Raw genomic sequence first — 21,258 nt, forward strand, 5'->3', positions numbered from 1 at the left:
GGGAGGATTCCCCCCCGCACCCGGGGCCGTACGCCCCACCGCCGCGGCCGTACGCCCCGGGCCCCGCGCGTCACCACCGGACGCCCTCGCGCGTACGACACTCCCGCGGTGCCGCGCCGCCCGTCCGGTGCGCCCATCCCCCCGCCCCTTGACAGCCGTTGACCTTCAGCGCCCCTGGTGAGGGGCGGCCCCGTCGACTCCCCGTGAGCCGTGTCACCCTTCACGGCAACGCGTGTGCCGAGCGGCCACCGCGCGGGCGGGAGGAGGACTACGCTCAAGACCGGTACGTCATTCGGGCGACTCGGGGAGGCAGCGGGATGACGGAGGTACGGCCCCCGGCCGCTCCCTCGGCTTCGTTGTGGGAGCGCGACGACGAGGTCGCCGCCATAGCGGAGGCCGTCGACACCCTGTGTGCCGACCGATCCTCGCCGGGCAGCCTGCTGGTGCTCCGGGGCGAGGCGGGGCTGGGCAAGACCGCACTGCTGGCCGAGACCCGGCGCATCGCCGAACGGCGCGGCTGCACCGTCTGGTCCGCCCGCAGCGGCGAGACCCTGCGCTCCGTGCCCTTCAACGTCGTACGCCAACTCCTGCAGCCCGCCCTGGTGTCGATGCTGCCGGAGGAGGCCCGCGAGTACCTCGGCGACTGGTACGACATCGCCGGCCCCGCCCTCGGCATAGCCGACCCCGGCGACCGGCACGCGGACCCGCAGGGCGTGTGCGAGGGCCTGGTGGCCGCCGTACGCCGGCTGGCCCGCCGGGACTGGCCGCTGGTGCTGCTCATCGACGACGCCCACTGGGCCGACCAGGAAACCCTCTACTGGCTCGAGGCGTTCGCCGGACGCCTCGCCGACCTCTCCGTCCTCCTCGTCGTGGCCCGCCGGCCCGGTGAGATCTCCGGGACCGGTGCCCGGCACCTGGACGGCGTCGCCGCCGCGGCCGACCGCCCCGTCACCACCCTCAGCGCCCTCACCCCCGACGCCGCGGCCGGACTCACCCGCGCCACCCTCGGTGAGAACGCGGACGCGGCGTTCTGCCGCGAGGTGTGGGCCGTCACCGCCGGCAACCCCTACGAGACCGTCGAGCTCCTCGCCAAGGTCCAGGACAGCGAACTGGAACCCGTCGAGGCCCACGCCGGTGAACTGCGCGACCTCAACCGCTCCGCCCGCGGCGGCGGACTCGTCGCCCGGCTGGAAGAACTCGGCACAGATGCCACCCGGTTCGCCTGGGCCGCCGCCATCCTCGGCACCGACGTCACTGTCGGCCTGGTGGCCCGGCTCGCCACCCTCAGCCCCGACGACGCCGCCCGCTGCGCCGAACGCCTGCGCGGCGCCCGCATCCTCACCGCCCCCGACCCGTCCGCCACGGGCCGCACCGGCTCAGGCGACCTCGAGTTCGTCCATCCCCTGATCGCCACCGCCGTCTACAACTCCATCCCCGACGCGCTGCGCCGGGCCATGCACGGCATCGCGGCCCGGATCGTCACCGACTCCGGGCGCGGCTCCGCGGCCGCCTCCCGTCACCTCCTCGAAGTGCACCCGGACGACGACGAGGAACTCGTCTGGCAACTGCGCGAGGCCGCCCGCGAACACCTCGCCGTCGGTGCCCCGGACGCCGCCCGCCGCTGCCTGGAACGCGCGCTGGAGGAACCACCCCGCCCCGAGGTCCACGCGCACGTGCTGTACGAACTGGGCAGCGCCGCCTTCCTCACCGCGCCCGCCCGCACCATCGGCCATCTGCGGACCGCGCTCGGCATGCCCGGCCTCGACGGCGACCGGCGCGTCGACGCCGTGATCCGGCTCTCCCAGGCCCTGCTCCACAACGACCAGATGGAGGAGGCCGTCCGCACCGTCGAGGCGGAGGCCGCCCGGCTCGAACCCGGCCCCGCCCGGATGCGGCTGCACGCCGTGCAGTTCATGTGGGAGGGCATCCACGCCGGTGAAACCATCACACCCGGCCGCTCCGAGCGGCTCGCCCGGCTCGCCGCCACCTGCACCGGACGCGACAACTCCGAACGGGCACTGCTCATCCTGCGCGGCTTCGACGCCATGATGCGCGGGGAGAACGCGGAGGAGATCGCCGAAGTCTGCGACCGCGCACTCGTCAACGGCCGCCTCGCGCCGGGCCTCGGCTGGACCGACTCCGAGTGGAGCGTCGAACTCCTGCTGATGCTCGCGAGTTCCTACGCCTACACCGACCGGCTCGACCGTGCCGAAAGCCTCTACAGCGAAGCCCTGAACGCCTACGACACGGCGGGCTGGGGCGGCGGCCACCTCGTCCTGGCGCACGCCTACGTCGGTCTGGCCCACCGCAGGAGGGGCCGGCTGGAGGCGGCGGAGGCGTCACTGCGCGAGTCGCTGCGCCTCGCCGAACGCGTCGGCCGCGGACTGCCCCTGTACTGGACGGCCATCTGCAACCTCGTCGACACGCTGCTCGCCCGCGGCCATGTCGACGAGGCATGGGCCATGGCGGAACGGCACGGTTTCACCCCGCCCTACCCGTCCGCCATCGTGCTGCCCGACCCGCGCTCCGTACGCGGCCGGCTGCTGCTCGCCGTCGGCCGTACCAAGGACGGCATCAACGAACTGGAGGCGGCGGAGAAGGCGGCGGCCGCCCGCGGCCACCACAACCCGGTGCATGTCTTCGGCGCCGCAGACCTGGCCCGCGCCCTCGCCACCGAGGATCCCGCCCGCGCCGCCCGGCTGGCCGTCGACGTCCGCCGGCACGCCGAGCGCCTCGGCACGGACACCGCCATAGGAGAGGCGCTGCGCGTCGCGGCGGCCCTGGAGACGGGCCAGCGCGCGGTCCGCCTCGCCGCCCAGGCGGTCACCTACCTGGAGTCCTCACCCTGCCAGTACGAACACGCGGCGGCCCGGGTCGAGTACGGCGTCCTCGCCCGTTCCGCCCCCGACCTCGAACGCGGCCTGTCACTGGCCCGCTCCTGCGGTGCCGACGGCCTGGCGGAGCGGGCCCGCGCGGAGCTGGAGACGGGCGCGGGACTCCGTTAGACCTCGCCGTCCCCGGCCCACCCGCCGTGCGCGGGCCCCGTCAGGCCGCCCGGCTCAGGGCGCCTCCGCGTACACCACCCACACCTGGCCGCGCGCGAAGTTCATCGGCTCCCCGGAGTCGGTGGTGAACGAGGTGCCGTCCTCGGCGGCCGGCCGCTTCCAGTCCGCCTCCCACGCGCGTCCGTCGCGCAGCACGGTGGCCTCCCCGGAGCCCACCGTCTCCGTGTACGGGGTGTTGTTGCCGAGGAAGTCGCGGAAGCCGGAAGGGCGCACGGTCACGTACTGCACGACGACCGTCGCCGGCGCCAGCCGTTCACCGTCCCTGGTGAGCGCCGGTGCGCCGTCCATCGACACCAGCCAGCGGTCCTGCGCGCCGGACCAGGTGAAGGTGAAGCGTGCCGCCGGGTAGCGCACGGTGAGGTCGCCCCGCGGTTCACCGTCCGCGGGGGGTTCCCCGAACCGGAAACCGGTGGTCAGGGCGGCCTCGCCGGGCGGGTCGTCCATGAGCCGCCCCGGCCGGAGATACAGATTGTGCGGCGCGGACCGGCCGGGGTCCCGGGTGTAGGCGTCGGGCTCCGACTCGGGTGTCACCGCCTCCAGCGGTGCCTGCTCGATCAGCGGGTTCAGCTTGCTCTGCGCCCCCGAGAAGGCCAGCAGCGGCCGGTCGAACTGGCGCAGCAGCTCCAGGTCCGACTCCCGGGCGCTGCGCACCGGTCCGGCGGACTCCGGCAGTGCGGTGGCGTACACGGCGATCAGCCTGCTGCTACCGCCCTCGACCTGTTCGGTGTACACCACGTCGGCGGTGTCCAGACCGGTCTGGGGCCGGGCGGCGGGGGCGTTGTCGATCTTCACGGCGAGTACCGGCGGGCCGTCCTGCTCACCGGGCTGTGCCGGGGACTCACGGGCCGTTCCCCGTCCGTCGTCGCGCGGACCGTCGGACGTCGTGCAGCCCGCTGCCAGACCGGCCGTCAGCACGGCGGTGAGCAGCAGCCCCGCCCCCGTCCCGCGCCGTCGGCGCGCTCCTCGTTCCCTGCCCACCGTCGTCACCGCGCCCGCCTCATATCATCCGTTGTCTCGATTGTGCGCTTTTCTGATTGTCTCTGGCCATTGCAGGACGGACGTACTCCCGCGCGCCGGCATCCGCCGTTCGGCTCAGCGGCCCGTGGTTCGGCGCGCGGCCCCTCGGGTACCCGGGCGCCCACCGCATGAGCGGCACACCGGCCACGACGGAGGGAGCGGGCGGCGATGAGGGCACTGACCTGGCAGGGAAAGCGGGACGTACGGTTGGAGACCGTGCCCGACCCGAAGATCGAGGAGCCGACGGACGCGATCATCCGCGTCACCTCCAGCGGGCTGTGCGGATCCGATCTGCATCTCTACGAGGTGCTGACCCCGTTCATGACACCGGGCGACATCCTCGGTCACGAACCCATGGGCATCGTCGAGGAGGTCGGCGCGGCGGTGCCGGACCTCCAGGCGGGTGACCGGGTCGTGGTCCCGTTCCAGATCGCCTGCGGCAACTGCTGGATGTGCCTGACCGGCCTTCCCACCCAGTGCGAGACCACCCAGGTCAGCGCCGAGGGTATGGGCGCGGCCCTGTTCGGCTACACCCGGCTGTACGGAGCGGTGCCGGGCGCCCAGGCCGAGTACCTGCGCGTCCCGCAGGCCCAGTACGGCCCGACCAAGGTCCCCGAAGGGCCCTCCGACGACCGGTTCCTCTACCTCTCCGACGTCCTGCCCACGGCCTGGCAGGCGGTCGCCTACGCCGGTGTCCCGAAGGGCGGCAGCGTCGCGGTGCTCGGGCTCGGGCCCATCGGCGACATGGCCTGCCGGGTCGCCCGGGCCCAGGGCGCCGGAAGGGTGTTCGGCGTGGACCTCGTCCCGGAGCGGCTGCGCAGGGCCGAGCAGCGGGGCGTGGAGACCTTCGACCTGCGCTCCTTCGACGACGAGAAGGAACTCGTCACCGCGATCCGCGACCGGACCGACGGCCGCGGCCCCGACGCCGTGATCGATGCCGTCGGCACCGAGGCACACGGCAGCGCCGCGGCACGCATGGTGCAGAACGCGTCCGCCCTGCTGCCCCGCAAACTGAGCGGCCCGATGGCGGAGCGCTTCAGCGTCGACCGGCTCGCCGCACTCCACACCGCCATCGAACTGGTGCGCCGCGGCGGCACCATCTCGGTCACCGGCGTCTACGGCGGCATGGCCGACCCGATGCCCATGCTGACCCTGTTCGACAAGCAGATCCAGATGCACATGGGGCAGGCGAACGTACGCCGCTGGAGCGACGAGATCATCCCCTACCTCACCGACGAGGACCCGCTCGGCGTCGACGACTTCGCCACCCACCACGTGCCGCTGACCGAGGCGCCGCACGCCTACGACATGTTCCAGAAGAAGCAGGACGGGGCGGTCAAGGTCGTCTTCCGGCCCTGACTTGGTCAAGGTCGTCTTCCGGCCCTGACTCAGGGACCTCCGAGGATCTCGGCCAGGTCGTAGCGGACCGGCTCCTCCAACTGCGCGAAGGTGCAGCTCTCGGGAGTCCGGTCGGGGCGCCGGCGTCGGAAACGGGCGGTGTGCCGGAAACGCCGCCCGTTCTCCATGTGGTCGTAGGCCACCTCGGCCACCAGCTCCGGCCTGAGCGGCACCCACGACAGGTCCTTCTTCCCGGACCAGCGGCTCGGGGCGCCCGGCAGCCGCGCCGTCTCGTGCGCCTCCGCCTCCGCCCAGGCCGCCCACGGATGGCCCGACACCTCGTCCATCCGCAGCGGAGCCAGCTCCTCGATCAGCTCCGCGCGACGCTTCATGGAGAAGGCCGCCGCCACGCCCACGTGCTGGAGGACGCCGGCCTCGTCGTACAGGCCCAGCAGCAGCGAGCCCACCACCGGGCCGCTCTTGTGCAGCCGGTACCCGGCCACCACCACATCGGCCGTGCGCTCGTGCTTGATCTTGAACATGGCCCGCTCGTCCTGCCGGTAGCGCAGCGCCGGCGGCTTGGCGACCACCCCGTCAAGACCTGCCCCCTCGTACTGCTCGAACCAGCCCCGCGCCACCTCGATGTCCCGGGTCGCCGGGGCCACGTGCACCGGCAGGGTGACCCCTTCCAGCGCCCGGACCAGCAGCTCCCGCCGGTCGGACAGCGGCGTGTCCAGCAGTGACTCGTCCCCCAGTGCCAGCACGTCGAAGGCGACGAGCGACGCCGGGGTCCGCTCGGCGAGCATCCGCACCCGCGAGTCCGCCGGGTGGATGCGCTCGGTGAGCGCGTCGAAGTCGAGGTGCCCCTCCCGCGCGACGACGATCTCGCCGTCCATCACGCACCGCTGCGGCAACCGCTCCCGAACCGCCGCCACCACCTCGGGAAAATACCTGGTCAGCGGTTTGCCGGTACGGCTGCCCAGCTCGACCTCGTCGCCGTCGCGGAACACGATCGCCCGGAAGCCGTCCCACTTCGCCTCGTAGTGCATGTCCGGCGGGATCTTCGCCACCGACTTGGCGAGCATCGGCTTCACGGGCGGCATCACGGGAAGATCCATGCTCCGATTCTGCGCGAAGGTGCCCGTTACCGCCCGGTGTGCGAGGGATGTGCGCTCGGCCTACCGTGGCTCGCATGGGTGACGCGGTGGAACTCGAAGTGGCCGGCCGGACCGTACGGCTGTCCAGCCCGGACAAGGTCTTCTTCCCGGAGCACGGCTACACCAAGCTGGACGTCGCCCGCTACTACCAGGCCGTCGCCCCCGGCATCCTGCGGGCCCTGCGCGAGCGGCCCACCACCCTGCAGCGCTACCCGGACGGCGTCACCGGCGAGTGGTTCTACCAGAAGCGGGCACCGAAGGGCATGCCCGACTGGATCCCCACCGCGCACATCACCTTCCCCAGCGGCCGCAGCGCCGACGAGATGTGCCCCACCGAGGAGGCGGCCGTGGTGTGGGCCGCCCAGTACGGCACGCTCGTCTTCCACCCCTGGCCGGTGCGCCGCGCCGATGTCGACCACCCCGACGAACTCCGTATCGACCTCGATCCGCAGCCCGGCACCGACTACGCCGACGCCGCCCGCGCCGCCCACGAACTGCGGGCCGTACTGGAGGAGTTCGGCGGGCTGCGCGGCTGGCCCAAGACCTCCGGCGGGCGCGGCATCCATGTCTTCGTGCCGATCGAACCGCGCTGGACCTTCGCCCAGGTCCGCCGCGCCGCCATCGCCGTGGGCCGGGAACTCGAACGCCGGATGCCGGAGCAGGTGACCATCAAGTGGTGGAAGGAGGAGCGCGGGGAGCGCATCTTCGTCGACTACAACCAGACCGCCCGCGACCGCACCATCGCCTCCGCCTACTCCGTACGCCCCCGCCCGCACGCGCCCGTCTCGGCGCCGCTGCGCTGGGAGGAGGTCGGCGTCGCCCGTCCGCGGGACTTCGACATCACGACCATGCCCGCGCGCTTCGCCGAACTCGGCGACGTGCACGCGGACATGGACGGTCACGCGTTCTCCCTGGAGCCCCTGCTGGAACTCGCCCGCCGCGACGAACACGACCACGATCTGGGCGATCTGCCGTACCCACCCGAATATCCGAAGATGCCGGGAGAGCCCAGCCGGGTGCAGCCGAGCCGGGCCAGGAAGCCGAAACCCCCGGCCTCCTGACCCGGCTCGTCAGCCGGACCCGCGCGGAACTACAGGTCCTTGATCCGGACGTCCCGGTAGGAGACGACGTCCGTCGTGCCGTGCACCTGCAGTCCGATGTAGCCGGAGGCGAACCGCCGCCCGTCCGTGCCCGGGTCGTCCGAGCGCGGCGGGGTGAAGTCCTGACCGCCGGTGTTGTCGAACTCGTTGATCAGCGTGCCGTTGCGGTAGACCGAGTAGTGCTGGTCCACCACGCGGATCTCGTAGTCGTTCCAGGTGCCCTTCTGCGTGACGCCCGCACCGGCCAGACCCACCCGGTCGAAGCCGTAGACCGAGCCCGTCTTGTACATGTCCCCGGTGGGGGAGTCGAACACCTGCACCTCGTGCCCGTACTTGATGGCGGCCCACTCCGGACGCGGCTCCTCCGGGTGGTCGTGGATCTGCGGGAACCGCACGAACACACCGGAGTTGGCGTTGCCGGTGCCCGGCGCGTCGTCACGCCACTGGAGCTTCAGCGAGAAGTCGCCGTACGCGCGCTCGGGGAACCACAGCATGCCGAGCCCGCCCCGGGTGGTGCCGGAGGTGATCGACCCGTCCGGGTTCAGCGCGAAGGAACCGCCGCCCACCTGCTCCCACTTGGCGAACGTCGCCTCGGTGCCGTCCAGGATCTTGCGGTAGCCGTCGGTCTGTCCGGGCGTGCCGACACCGGACCGCTCGGCCGCCTGGTTGATGGCCTTCCGCTCCCGCTTGTCGATGACCCCTTCACTCCTGAGCCGGTCCAGGACGCTCTTCACGTGCTTCAGGAACAGCGCCCGCGAGGTCCACTGCTTCTCGTCCTCGATCAGTTCGCCGATCCGGCACCGGTTGTCGGTGACCCGGTTCGGCACACCCGAGTCGACCGTGCCGACGATCACCGTCGACCGCTCGTCGTACTCCGGGCAGTCGGGCGCGGGCACCCCGCCGTCGGCCACCACCGTGAAGCTCACCGTGAGCGGCGCGGAGGTGTTGCCGGCCTCGTCGCTCGCCCGGTAGGCGACGGTGTGCCGCCCCGCCCGGTCCACGACCACGGGCGCGGCGTACGCCAGGTACGGCCCGCCGTCGAGCGAGTACTCGATACCGGCGACGCCGGAACCGCCGTGCCCGTCGTCGGCGCTGACGGTCACCGTGGCGTCACCGACGTAGGCGCCGTCGGAGTTCCTGACGCCCCCGACGGTCACGCCGGTCGTCGGCGGGGTGGTGTCCTGCGGGGGAGCGGCGACCACCGTGAACTGCACGCTCTTGGCCGCCGCCGTGTTGCCCGCCTTGTCGGTGGCGCGGTAGCGCACGGTGTGCGTCCCGACCTGGTGGACCATCACCGGGCCGGTGTACGCCTGCCAGGCGCCGTCGGCCCCGAGGGCGTACTCGATGCCGTTGACGCCGGAGCCGGTGTCGGACGCGGTGACGGTGACCGTCGCCATGCCGATGTAGTCACCGTCGCCGTTCTTCTCTCCGTCCACCGTCGCCGAGGTCTCCGGCGTCGTGGTGTCGTCCGTCGGCGGCGCGACGACCGTGAACTCCACGCTCCGCTCCGCCGAGACGTTGCCCGCCCTGTCCAGCGCGCGGTAGCGCAGCGTGTGGGTGCCGACCTGGTCGACGACGACCGGGGCGGTGTACGGCTGCCAGGCCTCGTCGGCCCCGAGGGCGTACTCGATCCGGTCCACGCCCGAACCCTCGTCGGTGGCCTCGACGCTCACACTCGCCGAACCCACGTACTCGCCCAGGTCGTTCTGCGAGCCGGTCACCTTCGCCGTGGCCTCGGGCGCCGTGGTGTCCTCGCCGCCGCCCTCGGTCACCGTCAGGATGCCCTGCATCTCGCCGTGACCGGGGATGGTGCAGTGGTAGAAGTACCGGCCCGGGGTGAGGACCACCTCGGCGGTGTGCCGGCCTCCCTGGGCGTCGCCCGGGTTGGCGAGGATGTTCAGCTGGACGTCGTTGTTGAACTCCGGGTCGGAGGTCACGAACGTCAGCGTGTGCGGCATGCCGGTGGTGTTGCCGGTGGCCGCGCTGTTCTCGAAGACGATCGTCGCCGGACCGGCCACCGCGGTGGCCGGCGCGGACGTGTACGCGGTGATGCCGTCACCGGCGGTCCAGGTGAGGACCTGCTCCGCCGCCTCGGCCGCGGGGGACCCGGACTCGCCGGCCGCGGACGTCGGCGTCTGCAGACCGAGCGTCATCAGCAGGGCGGCCAGCAGGCCGGCCCACATTCTTCGTTGCCGTATCACTGGTTTCATCCGGCCTTCCTCGCCAGCTTGCCGGCGGCCGGGGTGGGGCCGCCGCCCGTGTAGGTGACCCGCCACAGCGCGGACTTGGCGTCGGAGGTGAAGAAGCCGCGCCCGTAGTCGAGGACGTACAGTGCCCCGTCCGGGCCGAACTTCCAGTCCATCAGGTTCCTGATGCCGTCGTTGCCGACCGGCACGATCTTCTTCAGGGACTCCGAGTGCACCGGAAGACCGCCGTCTCCCTGTGTCCTCGGGTCCATCAGCACCGCGTTGCGCGGCTGGTCGGCGTCGTAGAAGTCACCGACGAACCACTTGCCGTCCCAGTACGCGGGCCATTTGACCTCGCTGGCGCCGGCGGTGTCGTAGCGGTAGACCGGGCCGTTCATCGCGGCCTGTCCGCCGCCCTTGAGCCAGGGCAGCCGGTAAGTGGCCTCGTCCTGCACGTACGACGGGACGCCGTTCTCGTCGCGCGGGTAGTCCGGGGCGCCGCCCTGCGGCGAGTACCAGATGTTGTTGGCGGTCACCGGCGGCAGATTGACCAGGCCGTCGTTGTTCGGCGACTCGTTCTTCGGGGCGTCGCAGTCGTACCAGCCGAGCGGCTTGGACGGGTCGGGCAGGTTCCGGTCCCGGTAGGGCTGCTTGTTGCCCATGCAGTACGGCCAGCCGCGGTTGGACGCCTCGGTGATCACGGCGAACGTGTCGTACTTCGCCGGACCCCAGGTGGTCGACGGGGAACCGGCGTCCGGGCCGACCCAGCCGGCGTAGAGGATGTCGGTCGTCCGGTCGACGGAGATGCGCGAGGGGTTGCGCACACCCATCACATAGATCTCGCCGCGCGTCTTCCCGCCGCCCTCGGCGGTCTCCTCGCCGGTGAACAGGTTGCCCTCGGGGAGGGTGTACGTGCCGTCCGGCTCCGGGTGGATGCGCAGGATCTTGCCGTTGAGGTTGTTGGTGTTGCCGGCGGTGCGGCGCGCGTCCGCGAAGGACACGCCCTTGAAGTTGGGCTCCGGGTTGTTGCCCGAGTAACCGCCGCTGAAGCCGCTGGAGTTGGTGTCACCGGTGGCGATGTACAGGTTGCCCTCGGAGTCCCAGGCCATCCCGCCGCCCGCGTGACAGCAGCTGTGGATCTGCACCGGCCACTTCAGCAGCACCTTCTCGCTGCTCAGGTCCAGCTTGTCGGTGGCGTGGTCGAGGGTGAAGCGGGAGACCCGCCGCTCGCCCATGTGCGTGTCCCGGTTGATCTCGGAGTGCGGCGTGTAGTGCAGGTACACCCACCCGTTCTGCTCGAACCGCGGGTCCAGTTCGATGCCGAGCAGGCCCTCCTCGACCTTCCGCAGTTCGTCGCCGCCGCCCTTGTTGCCGAAGACGGTGAGCGCCCCGGCGAGGGTGACCTTCCCGGTCTCCGGGTCGTAGACGTGGATCTCGCCCTTGCCCTTGCCGATGTCGGGGTCGTTCCAGTCGGTGACGACGGGCTGGGAGGAGTCCGCGCCGCCCCGGCCGATGTAGAACACGCGGCCGTCGGGGGCGGTGACCAGGCCGTGCGGTTCGCCGATCTGGTCGTTCTGACCCGCCTGGTTGGGCCGGGTGAGCCGCTCGGCCTTGTAGTTCCCGGTGATCGTCGCCTTGCAGTCGGCCTGCGCGAGACGGTTGGTCCACAGCAGGGCGCCGCGCAGATGGTCGCGGAAGTCGGTCTCGTCGTACGACGACACCGTGCCGCCCATGCCCGTGTAGAAGGACCGGCCGCCGTCGTAGTCACGGCACCAGCTGACCGGGTGGTCCCAGCCGTTGGTGCCCGCGCCGGGCCGGTACGTCGATTCCCGCACCCGGGCGACCGTGTGCACGTCGCCGGAGGGGTTCTTCGCCCAGTTCAGCCACTTGTCGGGCCGCTTCCACTGCGTCGGCAGGCCCTTGGTCGCCGGATGCGTCCGGTCGCCGACCTCGACGGTGGCCCGCTGCACGTCGCCGGGACCGGAGGCGGCCGGGCGAGCACCGATCAGGCCGGTGAACCAGTCCGAGTACGGTTCCGCGCGGGCCGCGTCGTGCAGGCCGACGAAGCCGCCGCCGGCCTCCATGTACGCCTCCAGGCCCGCCTCCTGGTCCGGGTCGAGGACGTCCCCGCCGCCGGTCAGGAACACGATGGTGTTGAAGCGGCCCAGCTTCTTGGCGTTGGTGAAGACCGAGGCGTTGTCCGTGGCGGTGACCGCGAAACGCTGGTCCTCCGGGCCGGTCAGCCCGATCCGCTCGATCGCCGCGATCCCCGCGTTCACCAGCGGTGACTCGTCGCCGCCGGCCGCCGAACCGTAGAACAGCAGCACCCGTACGTTCGCGCCGCCGGGGGGCGACTTGATGGACATCGTTGTCAGGGACGGATCCGGAGCCGGTCGCGCGCTGGCGGCGGGACCTGACAGCAGCCCGGCGGTGACGGCACCGGCGGTCACGGTGGCCGCCCAGAGACGTCGTCCCGTTCTCGCCCTTCGTGCGTTCGTGGCGCCTGACGTGCTCAACCCTCGTAAGCGCATGGGTTCTTGACGTGATGTGGACCGCACGTGGCCACCCACCCCTCCTCGGTCGCAGCAACAGCGTCATGGAAGCTAGACCTCTTTGCGTCACACGCCAATACCTATCGCAGCAATGAACCGAACTTTGTCCTGAGTGTGGATAAACCAGGGGTGGGCCGCTACGGTTTCACAGGTTCATGACAGCCAACTGGGGAGTTCGGCATGGACAGACGCGGGTTCAACCGGAGGGTACTGCTGGGCGGCGCGGCCGTCGCGACATCGTTGTCCGTCGCACCGGAGGCCGTGAGCGCGCCCGAAGCCGTGAGCGCCGCCGCCCCGGCGAGGGCCGCGCCCGCCGGGGGCGAGGTACGGCGCGTCAAGATGTACGCCGAGCGCCTGGCCGGCGGACAGATGGGCTACGGCTTCGAGAAGGGCAAGGCGTCGATCCCGGGCCCGCTGATCGAGCTCAACGAGGGCGACACGCTGCACGTCGAGTTCGAGAACACCGTGGACGTGCCCGTGAGCCTGCACGTCCACGGCCTGGACTACGAGATCTCCAGCGACGGCACCAAGCAGAACAGGAGCCACGTCGAACCCGGCGGCACCCGCACCTACACCTGGCGCACCCACAGGCCCGGCCGGCGCGCCGACGGCACCTGGCGGGCGGGCAGCGCGGGCTACTGGCACTACCACGACCATGTCGTCGGCACCGCGCACGGCACCGGCGGCATCCGCAACGGCCTGTACGGACCGGTCATCGTGCGCCGCAAGGGCGACGTACTCCCCGACGCGACCCACACGATCGTCTTCAACGACATGACGATCAACAACAGGCCCGCCCACACCGGCCCCGACTTCGAGGCCACCGTGGGCGACCGCGTCGAGATCGTCATGATCACGCACGGCGAGTACTACCACACGTTCCACATGCACGGGCACCGCTGGGCCGACAACCGCACCGGCATGGTCACCGGCCCCGACGACCCCAGCCAGGTCATCGACAACAAGATCTGCGGCCCTGCCGACTCCTTCGGCTTCCAGATCATCGCGGGGGAGGGCGTCGGCGCGGGCGCCTGGATGTACCACTGCCACGTCCAGAGCCACTCCGACATGGGCATGGTCGGACTGTTCCTGGTGAAGAAGCCGGACGGCACGATCCCCGGGTACGACCCGCACGAGCACGCCCACGGTCCGGCCGCCGAGGAGGAGCCGGAGCACGGGCACTGACGTACCGGACCTGATCCGAGAGCGCTCTCCCACCCGCGGCGGCCGGGGCTATCCTTTCCCGCAGCCGCAGGTGAGGAGCGCCGAAGTGACCGAGACAGTACCGCGCCCCACCCTGGAGGCGGTCGCCGCGCGGGCCGGGGTCTCCCGGGCCACGGTCTCCCGCGTGGTCAACGGTTCCGACGGGGTCCGCGAACCCCTGGCCGAGCGGGTGAGGCAGGCGGTGGACGAACTCGGGTACGTCCCCAACCAGGCCGCCCGCAGCCTGGTGACCAAGCGGCACGACGCCGTCGCCGTCATCGTCGCCGAACCGGAGACACGGGTCTTCGCCGACCCCTTCTTCGCCCGCCAGCTGCGCGGCATCAGCAAGGAACTGACGGCCCACGACAACCAGCTCGTCCTGCTGCTCACCGAGGACCGCGCCGACCACGTCCGCGTCGGACGCTACCTCGCCGGCGGTCATGTCGACGGCGCGCTGGTCTTCTCGCTCCACATCGACGACCCGCTGCCCGAACTGATCCAGCGCGCCGGACTGCCGACCGTGTTCGGCGGCCGGCCCGACTTCAACGGCGGCCGGGGCGGCGTCTCCTACGTCGACAGCGACAACCGGGGCGGCGCCCGGGACGCCGTACGGCATCTGCTCGGCCTCGGCCGCCGCCGCGTCGCCCACATCACCGGAGCCCTCGACCAGACCTCGGCCGTGGACCGGCACGACGGCTACCGCGACGTCATGGCCGACGCCGACCCCCGGCTGGTGGCGCGGGGCGACTTCACTCCCGCGAGCGGTGAGCGGGCGATGCGGGAACTCCTCGGCCGGCACCCCGGCCTGGACGCGGTCTTCGCCGCCAACGACCTCATGGCGGCGGGCGCCCTGCGCGTGCTGCGCGAACACGGACGGCGGGTGCCGGAGGACGTGGCGGTCGTCGGCTTCGACGACATGCTGCCGATCGCCGAGCAGACCGAACCACCGCTCACCACCGTCCGCCAGGACATCGAGGAGATGGGCCGTCTGATGGCCCGTCTCCTCCTGCGCGACCTCGACCACACCGGCACGCCGGAGGAGACCTCGGGCGCCCGCCCCGACGGCCTGATCCTCCCGACGACGCTGATCCGCCGGTCGTCCGCGTGAGCCGCCCTGCCGGACGGCACTGAGAACCGGCCCCCCCCGGAGGGAGCCCGGGGACGGGGCCCGTCCAGGACCGCAAGGGAGGGGGCACACCCCCGTTCGGGTGCTGTGGCGGTGATTGCCGGTGGGCGGTGGAAGACTCGGCAGAGCAGGCGACGGGAGCTCCCGGAGGAGGCACCATGCTCACCACCCGCTTCGTCGACGGCGGCCCGGACTGGATCGACGTCGGTACGTCCGACATCGAGGAGGCAGCGTCCTTCTACGGCGGCCTGTTCGGCTGGGAGTTCCGCTCGGCGGGGCCCGACGCCGGGGGCTACGGCTTCTTCGAGCTGGCCGGGCGGACCGTCGCCGGCGGCATGGAGATCACGCCCGAGCAGGGCCCGCCCGCCTGGACGGTCTACTTCCAGAGCCCCGACGCCGAGACGACCGCGGAGGCCGCGCGGCAGGCCGGCGGCAGCGTGCGCATGCCCCCGATGGAGGTGATGGACCAGGGCAGAACGGCGATCCTCGCCGACCACGCGGGCGTCCCCTTCGGTATCTGGGAACCGGCGCTGCGCAAGGGCGTCGAGGCGGCCGGTGAGACCGGCGCCCTGTGCTGGGCCGAGCTCTACACCCCGGACATCGCCCGGGCCGCCGCCTTCTACCACTCGGCCCTCGGCTGGGAGACCTCCGCGGTGACCTTCCCCGGCGGCGTCTACACCTCCGTCAACCCCGCGGGGACGGAGGAGGGAGGCAGGTTCGGCGGGATGGTCCCGCTGGCCGACGACCCCGTCGAGGCCGTCGGCGGACAGCCCTACTGGCTGCCGTACATCGGAGTGGAGGACCCGGACGCCGTCGTCGCCAGGGCCGTCGAGCTGGGCGGCACGGTGCGGATGCCCGCCACCTCCCTCGCCGGCGTCGGCCGGCTCGCCCGTCTGGCGGATCCCCACGGCGCGCGCTTCGCGGTCCTCAAGGGCGATCCGCACCAGATCTGACCACCGGCGCGCCGCCGTGCGCGGCGGGCCGGCCGGCGCCATCATCAAGCGGTCACGGGAGACAGCCGCGAGGCGGGAAGGAAGCGGGAGAACGCCGCGGCGACGCCGCGCGCATCACGCGTTGATCCGGCGTTGATCGAACGTTTTTCGCGATCCGGCACGCTTCCGGCCATGCACATCGACACATTCCCGTCGCCCGACCTCGCCTGGCAGGAAGAGGCGTTGTGCGCGCAGACGGGCGGAGACTTCTTCTTCCCCGACCCCGGCAGCTCGGTCCGCGAGGCGAAGCGCATCTGCGGTCTCTGCCCGATCCGCGCCACGTGCCTGGAGTACGCGCTGACCAACGACCTGCGTTTCGGGGTCTGGGGCGGCCTGTCGGAGAAGGAACGCCTGGAACTGCGGCGCACCGGAAGATGATGATCGCCCGGCGCACCCGCGGCACCCGGGTGCGCCGGTACCGGCCGACCGCACCGTCGGCCGGACGGGAAGTGAGGGCAGTCCACCGCCTCGCCCTGACGACGGAAGCGCCGGTTCGCGGTTCATGTCCGGTCGTCCGGGGTGACCGCGCGGTGCGCTGCCGCCGGCACATCCCGCGCGGAGGGCGGATCGGACCGGTCAGCGTCCGGCCGGGCCCTTCGCCGTACGACGCGACGCCGCGGGCTTCGTCACCCGCGACGGGTCGTGGTCACCGGGACACGCCGGTTCGCATCCGGCCGCTCCGCCTCCTCGGCCCCCGGCCGGTGCTCAGCCGGCGGCGCGGGCCGCCATCCGGGCCTTGCGGGCCGCGAGCTTCTCGTCGAACTTCGAGGCCTCCGCGTCCAGGCCGCCCATGAACAGGCCCAGTTCCTCCTGGGCCTTGATGCCCTCGGGGCCCAGCCCGTCGATCTCCATGATCTTCAGGAAGCGGAGCACCGGCTGCAGCACGTCGTCGTGGTGGATGCGCATGTTGTACACCTCACCGATGGCCATCTGCGCGGCCGCCCGCTCGAACCCGGGGATGCCGTGGCCGGGCATCCGGAAGTTCACCACGACATCGCGGACCGCCTGCATCGTGAGGTCCGGGGCGAGTTCGAACGCCGCCTTCAGCAGGTTGCGGTAGAAGACCATGTGCAGGTTCTCGTCGGTCGCGATGCGGGCCAGCATGCGGTCGCAGACCGGGTCACCCGACTGGTGTCCGGTGTTGCGGTGAGAGATGCGGGTGGCCAGCTCCTGGAAGGCGACATAGGCGATCGAGTGGAGCATCGAGTGCCGGTTGTCCGACTCGAAGCCCTCACTCATGTGCGACATGCGGAACTGCTCCAGCTTGTCCGGGTCCACCGCCCGCGAGGCGAGCAGGTAGTCCCGCATCACGATGCCGTGCCGGCCCTCCTCGGCCGTCCAGCGGTGCACCCAGGTGCCCCAGGCGCCCTCGCGGCCGAACAGCGTGGCGATCTCGTGGTGGTAGCTGGGCAGGTTGTCCTCGGTCAGCAGGTTCACCACCAGGGCGATCCGGCCCACCTCGGTGACCTTCGACTGCTCCTTGTCCCAGGCCTCGCCGTCCTCGAAGAAGCCCGGGAAGTTACGGCCGTCGCTCCACGGCACGTACTCGTGCGGCATCCAGTCCTTGGTGACCTGCAGATGCCGGTTGAGTTCCTTCTCGACCACTTCCTCCAGTGCGTACAACAGCCGGGCGTCGGTCCAGACCGAAGGGCTGCCCAGGTGGGGAGAAGCGAGCGACACGGGTGACTCCAGGGGGACGGGGACACGGGGCGGTCCGGCGAGCGGTGCCAGAAACCTACGCCATCGTAGGCTACGTATCCGTAGGTTACGATGCCGTAGGTTAAGGCTGCCGTAAAGACCGCTGATCAGCGGGGGTCCATCCGGGTGGACGAGGTGCCGCCGGATGCTCGGGATCCGCAGGTCGTTGCGCCGTACGGGTGACATGGCGGCCGGTCAGGCATACAGGTCCCGCAGCCGCACCGAGAGGCACGTCACACAGCCCTCGAGTTTCTCGAACTCGCCGATGTCCACGAGTACGGGCTCGTATCCGAGGTCCGTGAACAGCTCCGCCGTCTTCGGCGCGCTGGCCGCCATCAGCAGCCTGTCCCCGCCGAGCAGCACCACATGCGCCCCGGACTCCTCCGGCACCGGAAGGAACCGCGGGAACAGGGACGGCGCGTCCATGTGGGGGATGTGCCCGACGACCGTCCCGTCCGGCAGCGCCGTGACCGCCGACTTCAGATGCAGCACCCTGGCCACCGGCACGGCGACCACCCGTGCCCCCAGCGGCTCGAACGTGGCCCGTACCTGCCGCACCCCGGCCGCGTTGGTGCGCCCACCGCGGCCCACGTACACGGTGTCGCCGATCTTGAGCACGTCGCCGCCGTCCAGCGTACCCGGCTCCCAGACCCAGTTCACGGAGCAGCCCGGTGACGCCACCGCCTCCTCGACCCCGGCCGTCTCCCCGCGCCGGGACTCGGCACCGGAACGGGCGATCAGCGCCACGTTCCGGTACATCACCACCGTGTCCTCCACGAACACGGAGTCGGGGCAGTCGTCGGCCGGGTCCACCTCGATCGTCTCCCAGCCGTGGGCGCGCAGCGCCTCCGTGTACGCCTCCCACTGCTCCACCGCGCGGTCGACGTCGACGGCCTCCCGCTCGACGTGCGTCACCAGCCCCTCGGCCAGACGGGGAGCGGGACGGCGGACGAGGGCCTTCCTGCTGGGCACGGCTGCGCCTTTCGAACGGGACGGGCATGGCTGCGCCGGAGCCGGGGAGCCCGTGCGGCGGCCTGCCTCCCACGGGCGTCGGCGCAGCCATCATGCAGGGCGAATCCGGACAGGACCACTCCCGGCGGAGATGAGATGTACCACCGGTAACGGGCGGACCGCCTTCAGTCCTCCCGCAGGCCGACGGCCTCCGTTCCGACCTCCTTCAGCTCCCCCTCCTCCATCAGCAGCCACCGGGTGATGCCGATGGAGTCCAGGAACGGCAGATCGTGACTGGCCACGATCAGCGCCCCCTCGTACGACTCCAGCGCCGTGGTCAGCTGCCGGACGCTCGCCATGTCGAGGTTGTTGGTCGGCTCGTCCAGCAGCAGCAGCTGCGGTGCGGGCTCCGCCAGCATCAGCGCGGCCAGTGCCGCCCGGAACCGCTCGCCACCGGAGAGCGTCTCCGCCTTCTGGTCGGCGCGGGCGCCCCGGAAAAGGAAGCGGGCCAGCCGGGCCCGGACCCGGTTGTTGGTGGCGCCCGGGGCGAACCGTGCCACGTTCTCGGCGACGCTCAGCTCCGCCTCGAGGACATCGAGCCGCTGCGGCAGGAACCGCAGCGGCACATGGACCCGCGCCTCGCCGGAGGCCGGCTCCAGCTCCCCGGCGACCGTGCGCAGCAGCGTCGTCTTGCCCGCGCCGTTGCGGCCGATCAGCGCCACCCGCTCCGGGCCGCGCAGATCGAGGCCGCCGTCCACCCGGGCGCCGTACGCCAGTCCGAGGTCGCGGAGGGTGAGGACGTCGCGACCCGGCGGTACGGCCGTGTACGGCAGGTCGACACGGATCTCGTCGTCGTCCCGCACGGCGTCCACCGCGTCGTCGAGGCGCTCCCTGGCCTCGGCGACCTTCTCCTCGTGCATGATGCGGTGCTTGCCCGCGGACTCCTGTGCCGCGCGCTTGCGCGCCCCCATGACGATCTTCGGTTCGCGCTTCTGGTCCCACATCTTCTGGCCGTAGCGCTTGCGGCGGGCCAACTTGACCTGAGCGTCGACGAGTTCGCGCTTCTGCTTGCGGAAGTCCGCCTCGGCCACGCGCACCATGCGTTCGGCGGCCTCCTGTTCGACGGCCAGGGCCTCCTCGTACGCCGAGTAGTTGCCGCCGTACCAGGTGACCTCTCCGGAGCGCAGATCGGCGATCTGGTCGACCAGTTCCAGCAGTTCACGGTCGTGGCTCACCACGATCATGACACCCGGCCAGCCGGCTACGGCCGTGTACAGCCGCCTGCGGGCGTACAGATCGAGATTGTTGGTGGGCTCGTCCAGCAGCAGTACGTCCGGGCGTCGCAGCAGCAGCGCCGCCAGTCGCAGCAGCACCGACTCGCCGCCCGACACCTCGCCGACCGTGCGGTCGAGCCCGATGTGTCCGAGGCCGAGCTCGCCGAGCGTGGCCAGGGCGCGTTCCTCGACGCCCCAGTCGTCGCCGACGGTCTCGAAGTGCTCCTCGGCCACGTCGCCCGTCTCGATGGCGTGCAGCGCGGCCCGCCGGGCGGCGACACCGAGCGCCTCGTCGACCCTCAGCGTGGTGTCGAGCGTCACGTTCTGCGGCAGGTACCCCACCTCCCCGGCGACCCGGACGGTGCCGTCGGACGGGGTGAGCTCGCCGGCGATCAGCTTCAGCAGGGTGGACTTGCCCGACCCGTTGACGCCGACGAGCCCGGTGCGTCCGGGGCCGAAGGCGACATCGAGGCCTTCGAAGACGGTGGTGCCGTCGGGCCAGGTGAAGGCGAGGGAGGTACAGGTGAGGGACGGTGACATACGGGCCTCCGCGGTTGCTCGGGGCGATCAGGGGCACACGCGTATCGAGACACCGCGGGGCGACGACCGGCAGCCGGGAGGGAAACCGAGGGAACGGAGAAGGCCCTGTTCCGAAGGGACCGCAAGGACGGCTCGAACGCCGAGGTCGCACGCTGCGTACACACCTGACCGGTGTGACGCGGTGTCTCAGAACCTCAGACGAGCAACGTCCTTCTCCATTCGGCGGCAACAGAACCGTTCCAGACGCTACGAGCGGCCCGGACCGGCTGTCAACGTCATTTACGGACCACGACGTCACCGCACCCGAGGAGGCACCGTGCTCAACGGCCCGCTCTCACTGCCGGCCTGTCTCTGTCTGCTCGGCTGGGACACCGACCCGGGGCGGCTCGCCCCCCTGGTGCGGTCCGGTGCCCTCGCCGAGCTCGCCCGGCGCGGTCTGCTGACCGACGACGACGGCATCGTCACCCCGCTCGACCTGGACTCCAGGACCGGGGACCCGGTTCTGGACGGTCTGCTGGAACTGGTCAGCGAATCCCTCCCGCACCGCTGGCGTCCCTGGGTGACGCTGCACGCGCGGCACACCCTGGACGCGGTCCGGGAGCAGATGGTGGCCGAGGGCATCCTGCGTGCCGAGAAGCACCGGGTCCTCGGAGTGTTCCCGTCCGTGGAACACGTCCTGGCCGACACCGCCCGCGCGGACGCCCTGCACCGGGAGGCCCGTTCGATCCTGGCCGGGTCCGTACCGGCCGAGAGTGTGCCCGAGCCGACCGCGACCGCCCTGTCCCTGGCCACCGCCGCGGGTCTGCCGCCGGAACCGGACGACGATTCCGGCCGCGACCGCCGCGCCGAGGCCCTCACCCGCCGCGCGGGAGCGTCCGCACCCGCGTTCGACGCCATCCTGCGCGAACTGCGCGCGGGACTCGCCGACGCGTCGCCGGTGCCCTCCCTGACCAGGGGCCGATGACCCCTCGACGTGCCACGTGCGCCGCTCTCGACGCCGGGGGTGACGAACACCCGGCCGGAAGGCGACATTGAGGACGCCTTCACGGCGTAGGCCGG

Annotated in this window: 15 protein-coding genes; 8 read left to right on the forward strand and 7 right to left on the reverse strand. The window is 71.7% G+C overall.

The annotated features are described in order from the left end of the window. Positions 1–317: 317 nt before the first annotated feature. Complete coding sequence (locus tag B9S61_RS31510) at positions 318–3,005, forward strand: AAA family ATPase (protein WP_103545249.1); 2,688 nt, start codon at positions 318–320, stop codon at positions 3,003–3,005. 54 nt (positions 3,006–3,059) lie between these two features. On the opposite strand, the gene B9S61_RS31515 is transcribed toward B9S61_RS31510, so the two are convergent. Next, positions 3,060–4,052, reverse strand: coding sequence for a DUF3048 domain-containing protein (locus tag B9S61_RS31515; protein WP_258039963.1), 993 nt, complete (start codon positions 4,050–4,052; stop codon positions 3,060–3,062). Positions 4,053–4,250: 198 nt separating this feature from the next. On the opposite strand from B9S61_RS31515, the gene B9S61_RS31520 reads away from it, so the two are divergent. Next, positions 4,251–5,441, forward strand: coding sequence for a zinc-dependent alcohol dehydrogenase (locus B9S61_RS31520; RefSeq protein WP_103545250.1), 1,191 nt, complete (start codon positions 4,251–4,253; stop codon positions 5,439–5,441). 29 nt (positions 5,442–5,470) lie between these two features. Here the strand turns inward: B9S61_RS31520 and B9S61_RS31525 are convergent, their stop codons facing one another. Continuing rightward, positions 5,471–6,538, reverse strand: a complete 1,068-nt coding sequence (locus tag B9S61_RS31525; protein WP_103545251.1) for an ATP-dependent DNA ligase — start codon at positions 6,536–6,538, stop codon at positions 5,471–5,473. A 74-nt stretch (positions 6,539–6,612) separates the two neighbouring features. Between B9S61_RS31525 and ligD the strand changes: the two genes are divergently transcribed. Beyond that, the gene (ligD, locus tag B9S61_RS31530; protein WP_103545252.1) at positions 6,613–7,638 is read left to right on the forward strand and encodes a non-homologous end-joining DNA ligase; all 1,026 of its coding nucleotides are present in this window, start codon (positions 6,613–6,615) and stop codon (positions 7,636–7,638) included. 29 nt (positions 7,639–7,667) lie between these two features. Here ligD and B9S61_RS31535 read toward each other — a convergent pair whose 3' ends face one another. Together B9S61_RS31535 and B9S61_RS31540 are read right to left on the reverse strand one after the other, a co-directional pair. After that, positions 7,668–9,860 (reverse strand): OmpL47-type beta-barrel domain-containing protein, encoded by a 2,193-nt coding sequence (locus B9S61_RS31535; protein ID WP_103545253.1) that lies wholly within the window; start codon positions 9,858–9,860, stop codon positions 7,668–7,670. A gap of 23 nt (positions 9,861–9,883) precedes the next feature. Then, positions 9,884–12,313, reverse strand: a complete 2,430-nt coding sequence (locus B9S61_RS31540) for a ThuA domain-containing protein (RefSeq protein WP_103545254.1) — start codon at positions 12,311–12,313, stop codon at positions 9,884–9,886. A gap of 282 nt (positions 12,314–12,595) precedes the next feature. Between B9S61_RS31540 and B9S61_RS31545 the strand changes: the two genes are divergently transcribed. The 4 genes from B9S61_RS31545 (at position 12,596) to B9S61_RS31560 (ending at position 16,114) form a co-directional block, all read left to right on the forward strand. Continuing rightward, positions 12,596–13,600, forward strand: a complete 1,005-nt coding sequence (locus B9S61_RS31545; RefSeq protein WP_103545255.1) for a multicopper oxidase domain-containing protein — start codon at positions 12,596–12,598, stop codon at positions 13,598–13,600. An 85-nt stretch (positions 13,601–13,685) separates the two neighbouring features. Continuing rightward, entirely contained in the window at positions 13,686–14,726 is a 1,041-nt protein-coding gene (locus tag B9S61_RS31550) for a LacI family DNA-binding transcriptional regulator (protein WP_103545256.1), read from the forward strand. Between the two features lie 176 nt (positions 14,727–14,902). Next, positions 14,903–15,697, forward strand: a complete 795-nt coding sequence (locus tag B9S61_RS31555) for a VOC family protein (protein ID WP_103545257.1) — start codon at positions 14,903–14,905, stop codon at positions 15,695–15,697. 171 nt (positions 15,698–15,868) lie between these two features. Beyond that, the gene (locus B9S61_RS31560; protein WP_103545258.1) at positions 15,869–16,114 is read left to right on the forward strand and encodes a WhiB family transcriptional regulator; all 246 of its coding nucleotides are present in this window, start codon (positions 15,869–15,871) and stop codon (positions 16,112–16,114) included. 327 nt (positions 16,115–16,441) lie between these two features. Here B9S61_RS31560 and B9S61_RS31565 read toward each other — a convergent pair whose 3' ends face one another. From B9S61_RS31565 to B9S61_RS31575, 3 genes are all read right to left on the reverse strand, one after another. Then, positions 16,442–17,416: an acyl-ACP desaturase gene (locus B9S61_RS31565; RefSeq protein WP_103545259.1), complete on the reverse strand. Its 975-nt coding sequence runs from the start codon at positions 17,414–17,416 to the stop codon at positions 16,442–16,444. Positions 17,417–17,629: 213 nt separating this feature from the next. Further along, positions 17,630–18,406 (reverse strand): dimethylargininase, encoded by a 777-nt coding sequence (gene ddaH / locus B9S61_RS31570; protein ID WP_103545260.1) that lies wholly within the window; start codon positions 18,404–18,406, stop codon positions 17,630–17,632. Positions 18,407–18,570: 164 nt separating this feature from the next. Next, a complete protein-coding gene (locus tag B9S61_RS31575; protein ID WP_103545261.1) occupies positions 18,571–20,199 on the reverse strand; it encodes an ABC-F family ATP-binding cassette domain-containing protein in 1,629 nt (542 codons plus the stop codon). 316 nt (positions 20,200–20,515) lie between these two features. Here B9S61_RS31575 and B9S61_RS31580 point away from each other — a divergent pair, with 316 nt between their 5' ends. Further along, entirely contained in the window at positions 20,516–21,163 is a 648-nt protein-coding gene (locus B9S61_RS31580) for a GPP34 family phosphoprotein (RefSeq protein WP_103545262.1), read from the forward strand. Positions 21,164–21,258: the final 95 nt, after the last annotated feature.

The sequence above is a fragment of the Streptomyces sp. SM1 genome (assembly GCF_002910825.1).
Taxonomy (GTDB): Bacteria; Actinomycetota; Actinomycetes; order Streptomycetales; family Streptomycetaceae; genus Streptomyces; species Streptomyces okerensis.

Bases quoted from the DNA above. Each gene is read 5' to 3' on its own strand.
- B9S61_RS31510 (WP_103545249.1), top strand. From the start codon at position 318: ATGACGGAGGTACGGCCCCCGGCCGCTCCCTCGGCTTCGTTGTGGGAG.
- B9S61_RS31520 (WP_103545250.1), top strand. From the start codon at position 4,251: ATGAGGGCACTGACCTGGCAGGGAAAGCGGGACGTACGGTTGGAGACC.
- B9S61_RS31525 (WP_103545251.1), bottom strand. From the start codon at position 6,538: ATGGATCTTCCCGTGATGCCGCCCGTGAAGCCGATGCTCGCCAAGTCG.
- ligD (WP_103545252.1), top strand. From the start codon at position 6,613: ATGGGTGACGCGGTGGAACTCGAAGTGGCCGGCCGGACCGTACGGCTG.
- B9S61_RS31535 (WP_103545253.1), bottom strand. From the start codon at position 9,860: ATGTGGGCCGGCCTGCTGGCCGCCCTGCTGATGACGCTCGGTCTGCAG.
- B9S61_RS31545 (WP_103545255.1), top strand. From the start codon at position 12,596: ATGGACAGACGCGGGTTCAACCGGAGGGTACTGCTGGGCGGCGCGGCC.
- B9S61_RS31555 (WP_103545257.1), top strand. From the start codon at position 14,903: ATGCTCACCACCCGCTTCGTCGACGGCGGCCCGGACTGGATCGACGTC.
- B9S61_RS31560 (WP_103545258.1), top strand. From the start codon at position 15,869: ATGCACATCGACACATTCCCGTCGCCCGACCTCGCCTGGCAGGAAGAG.
- B9S61_RS31575 (WP_103545261.1), bottom strand. From the start codon at position 20,199: ATGTCACCGTCCCTCACCTGTACCTCCCTCGCCTTCACCTGGCCCGAC.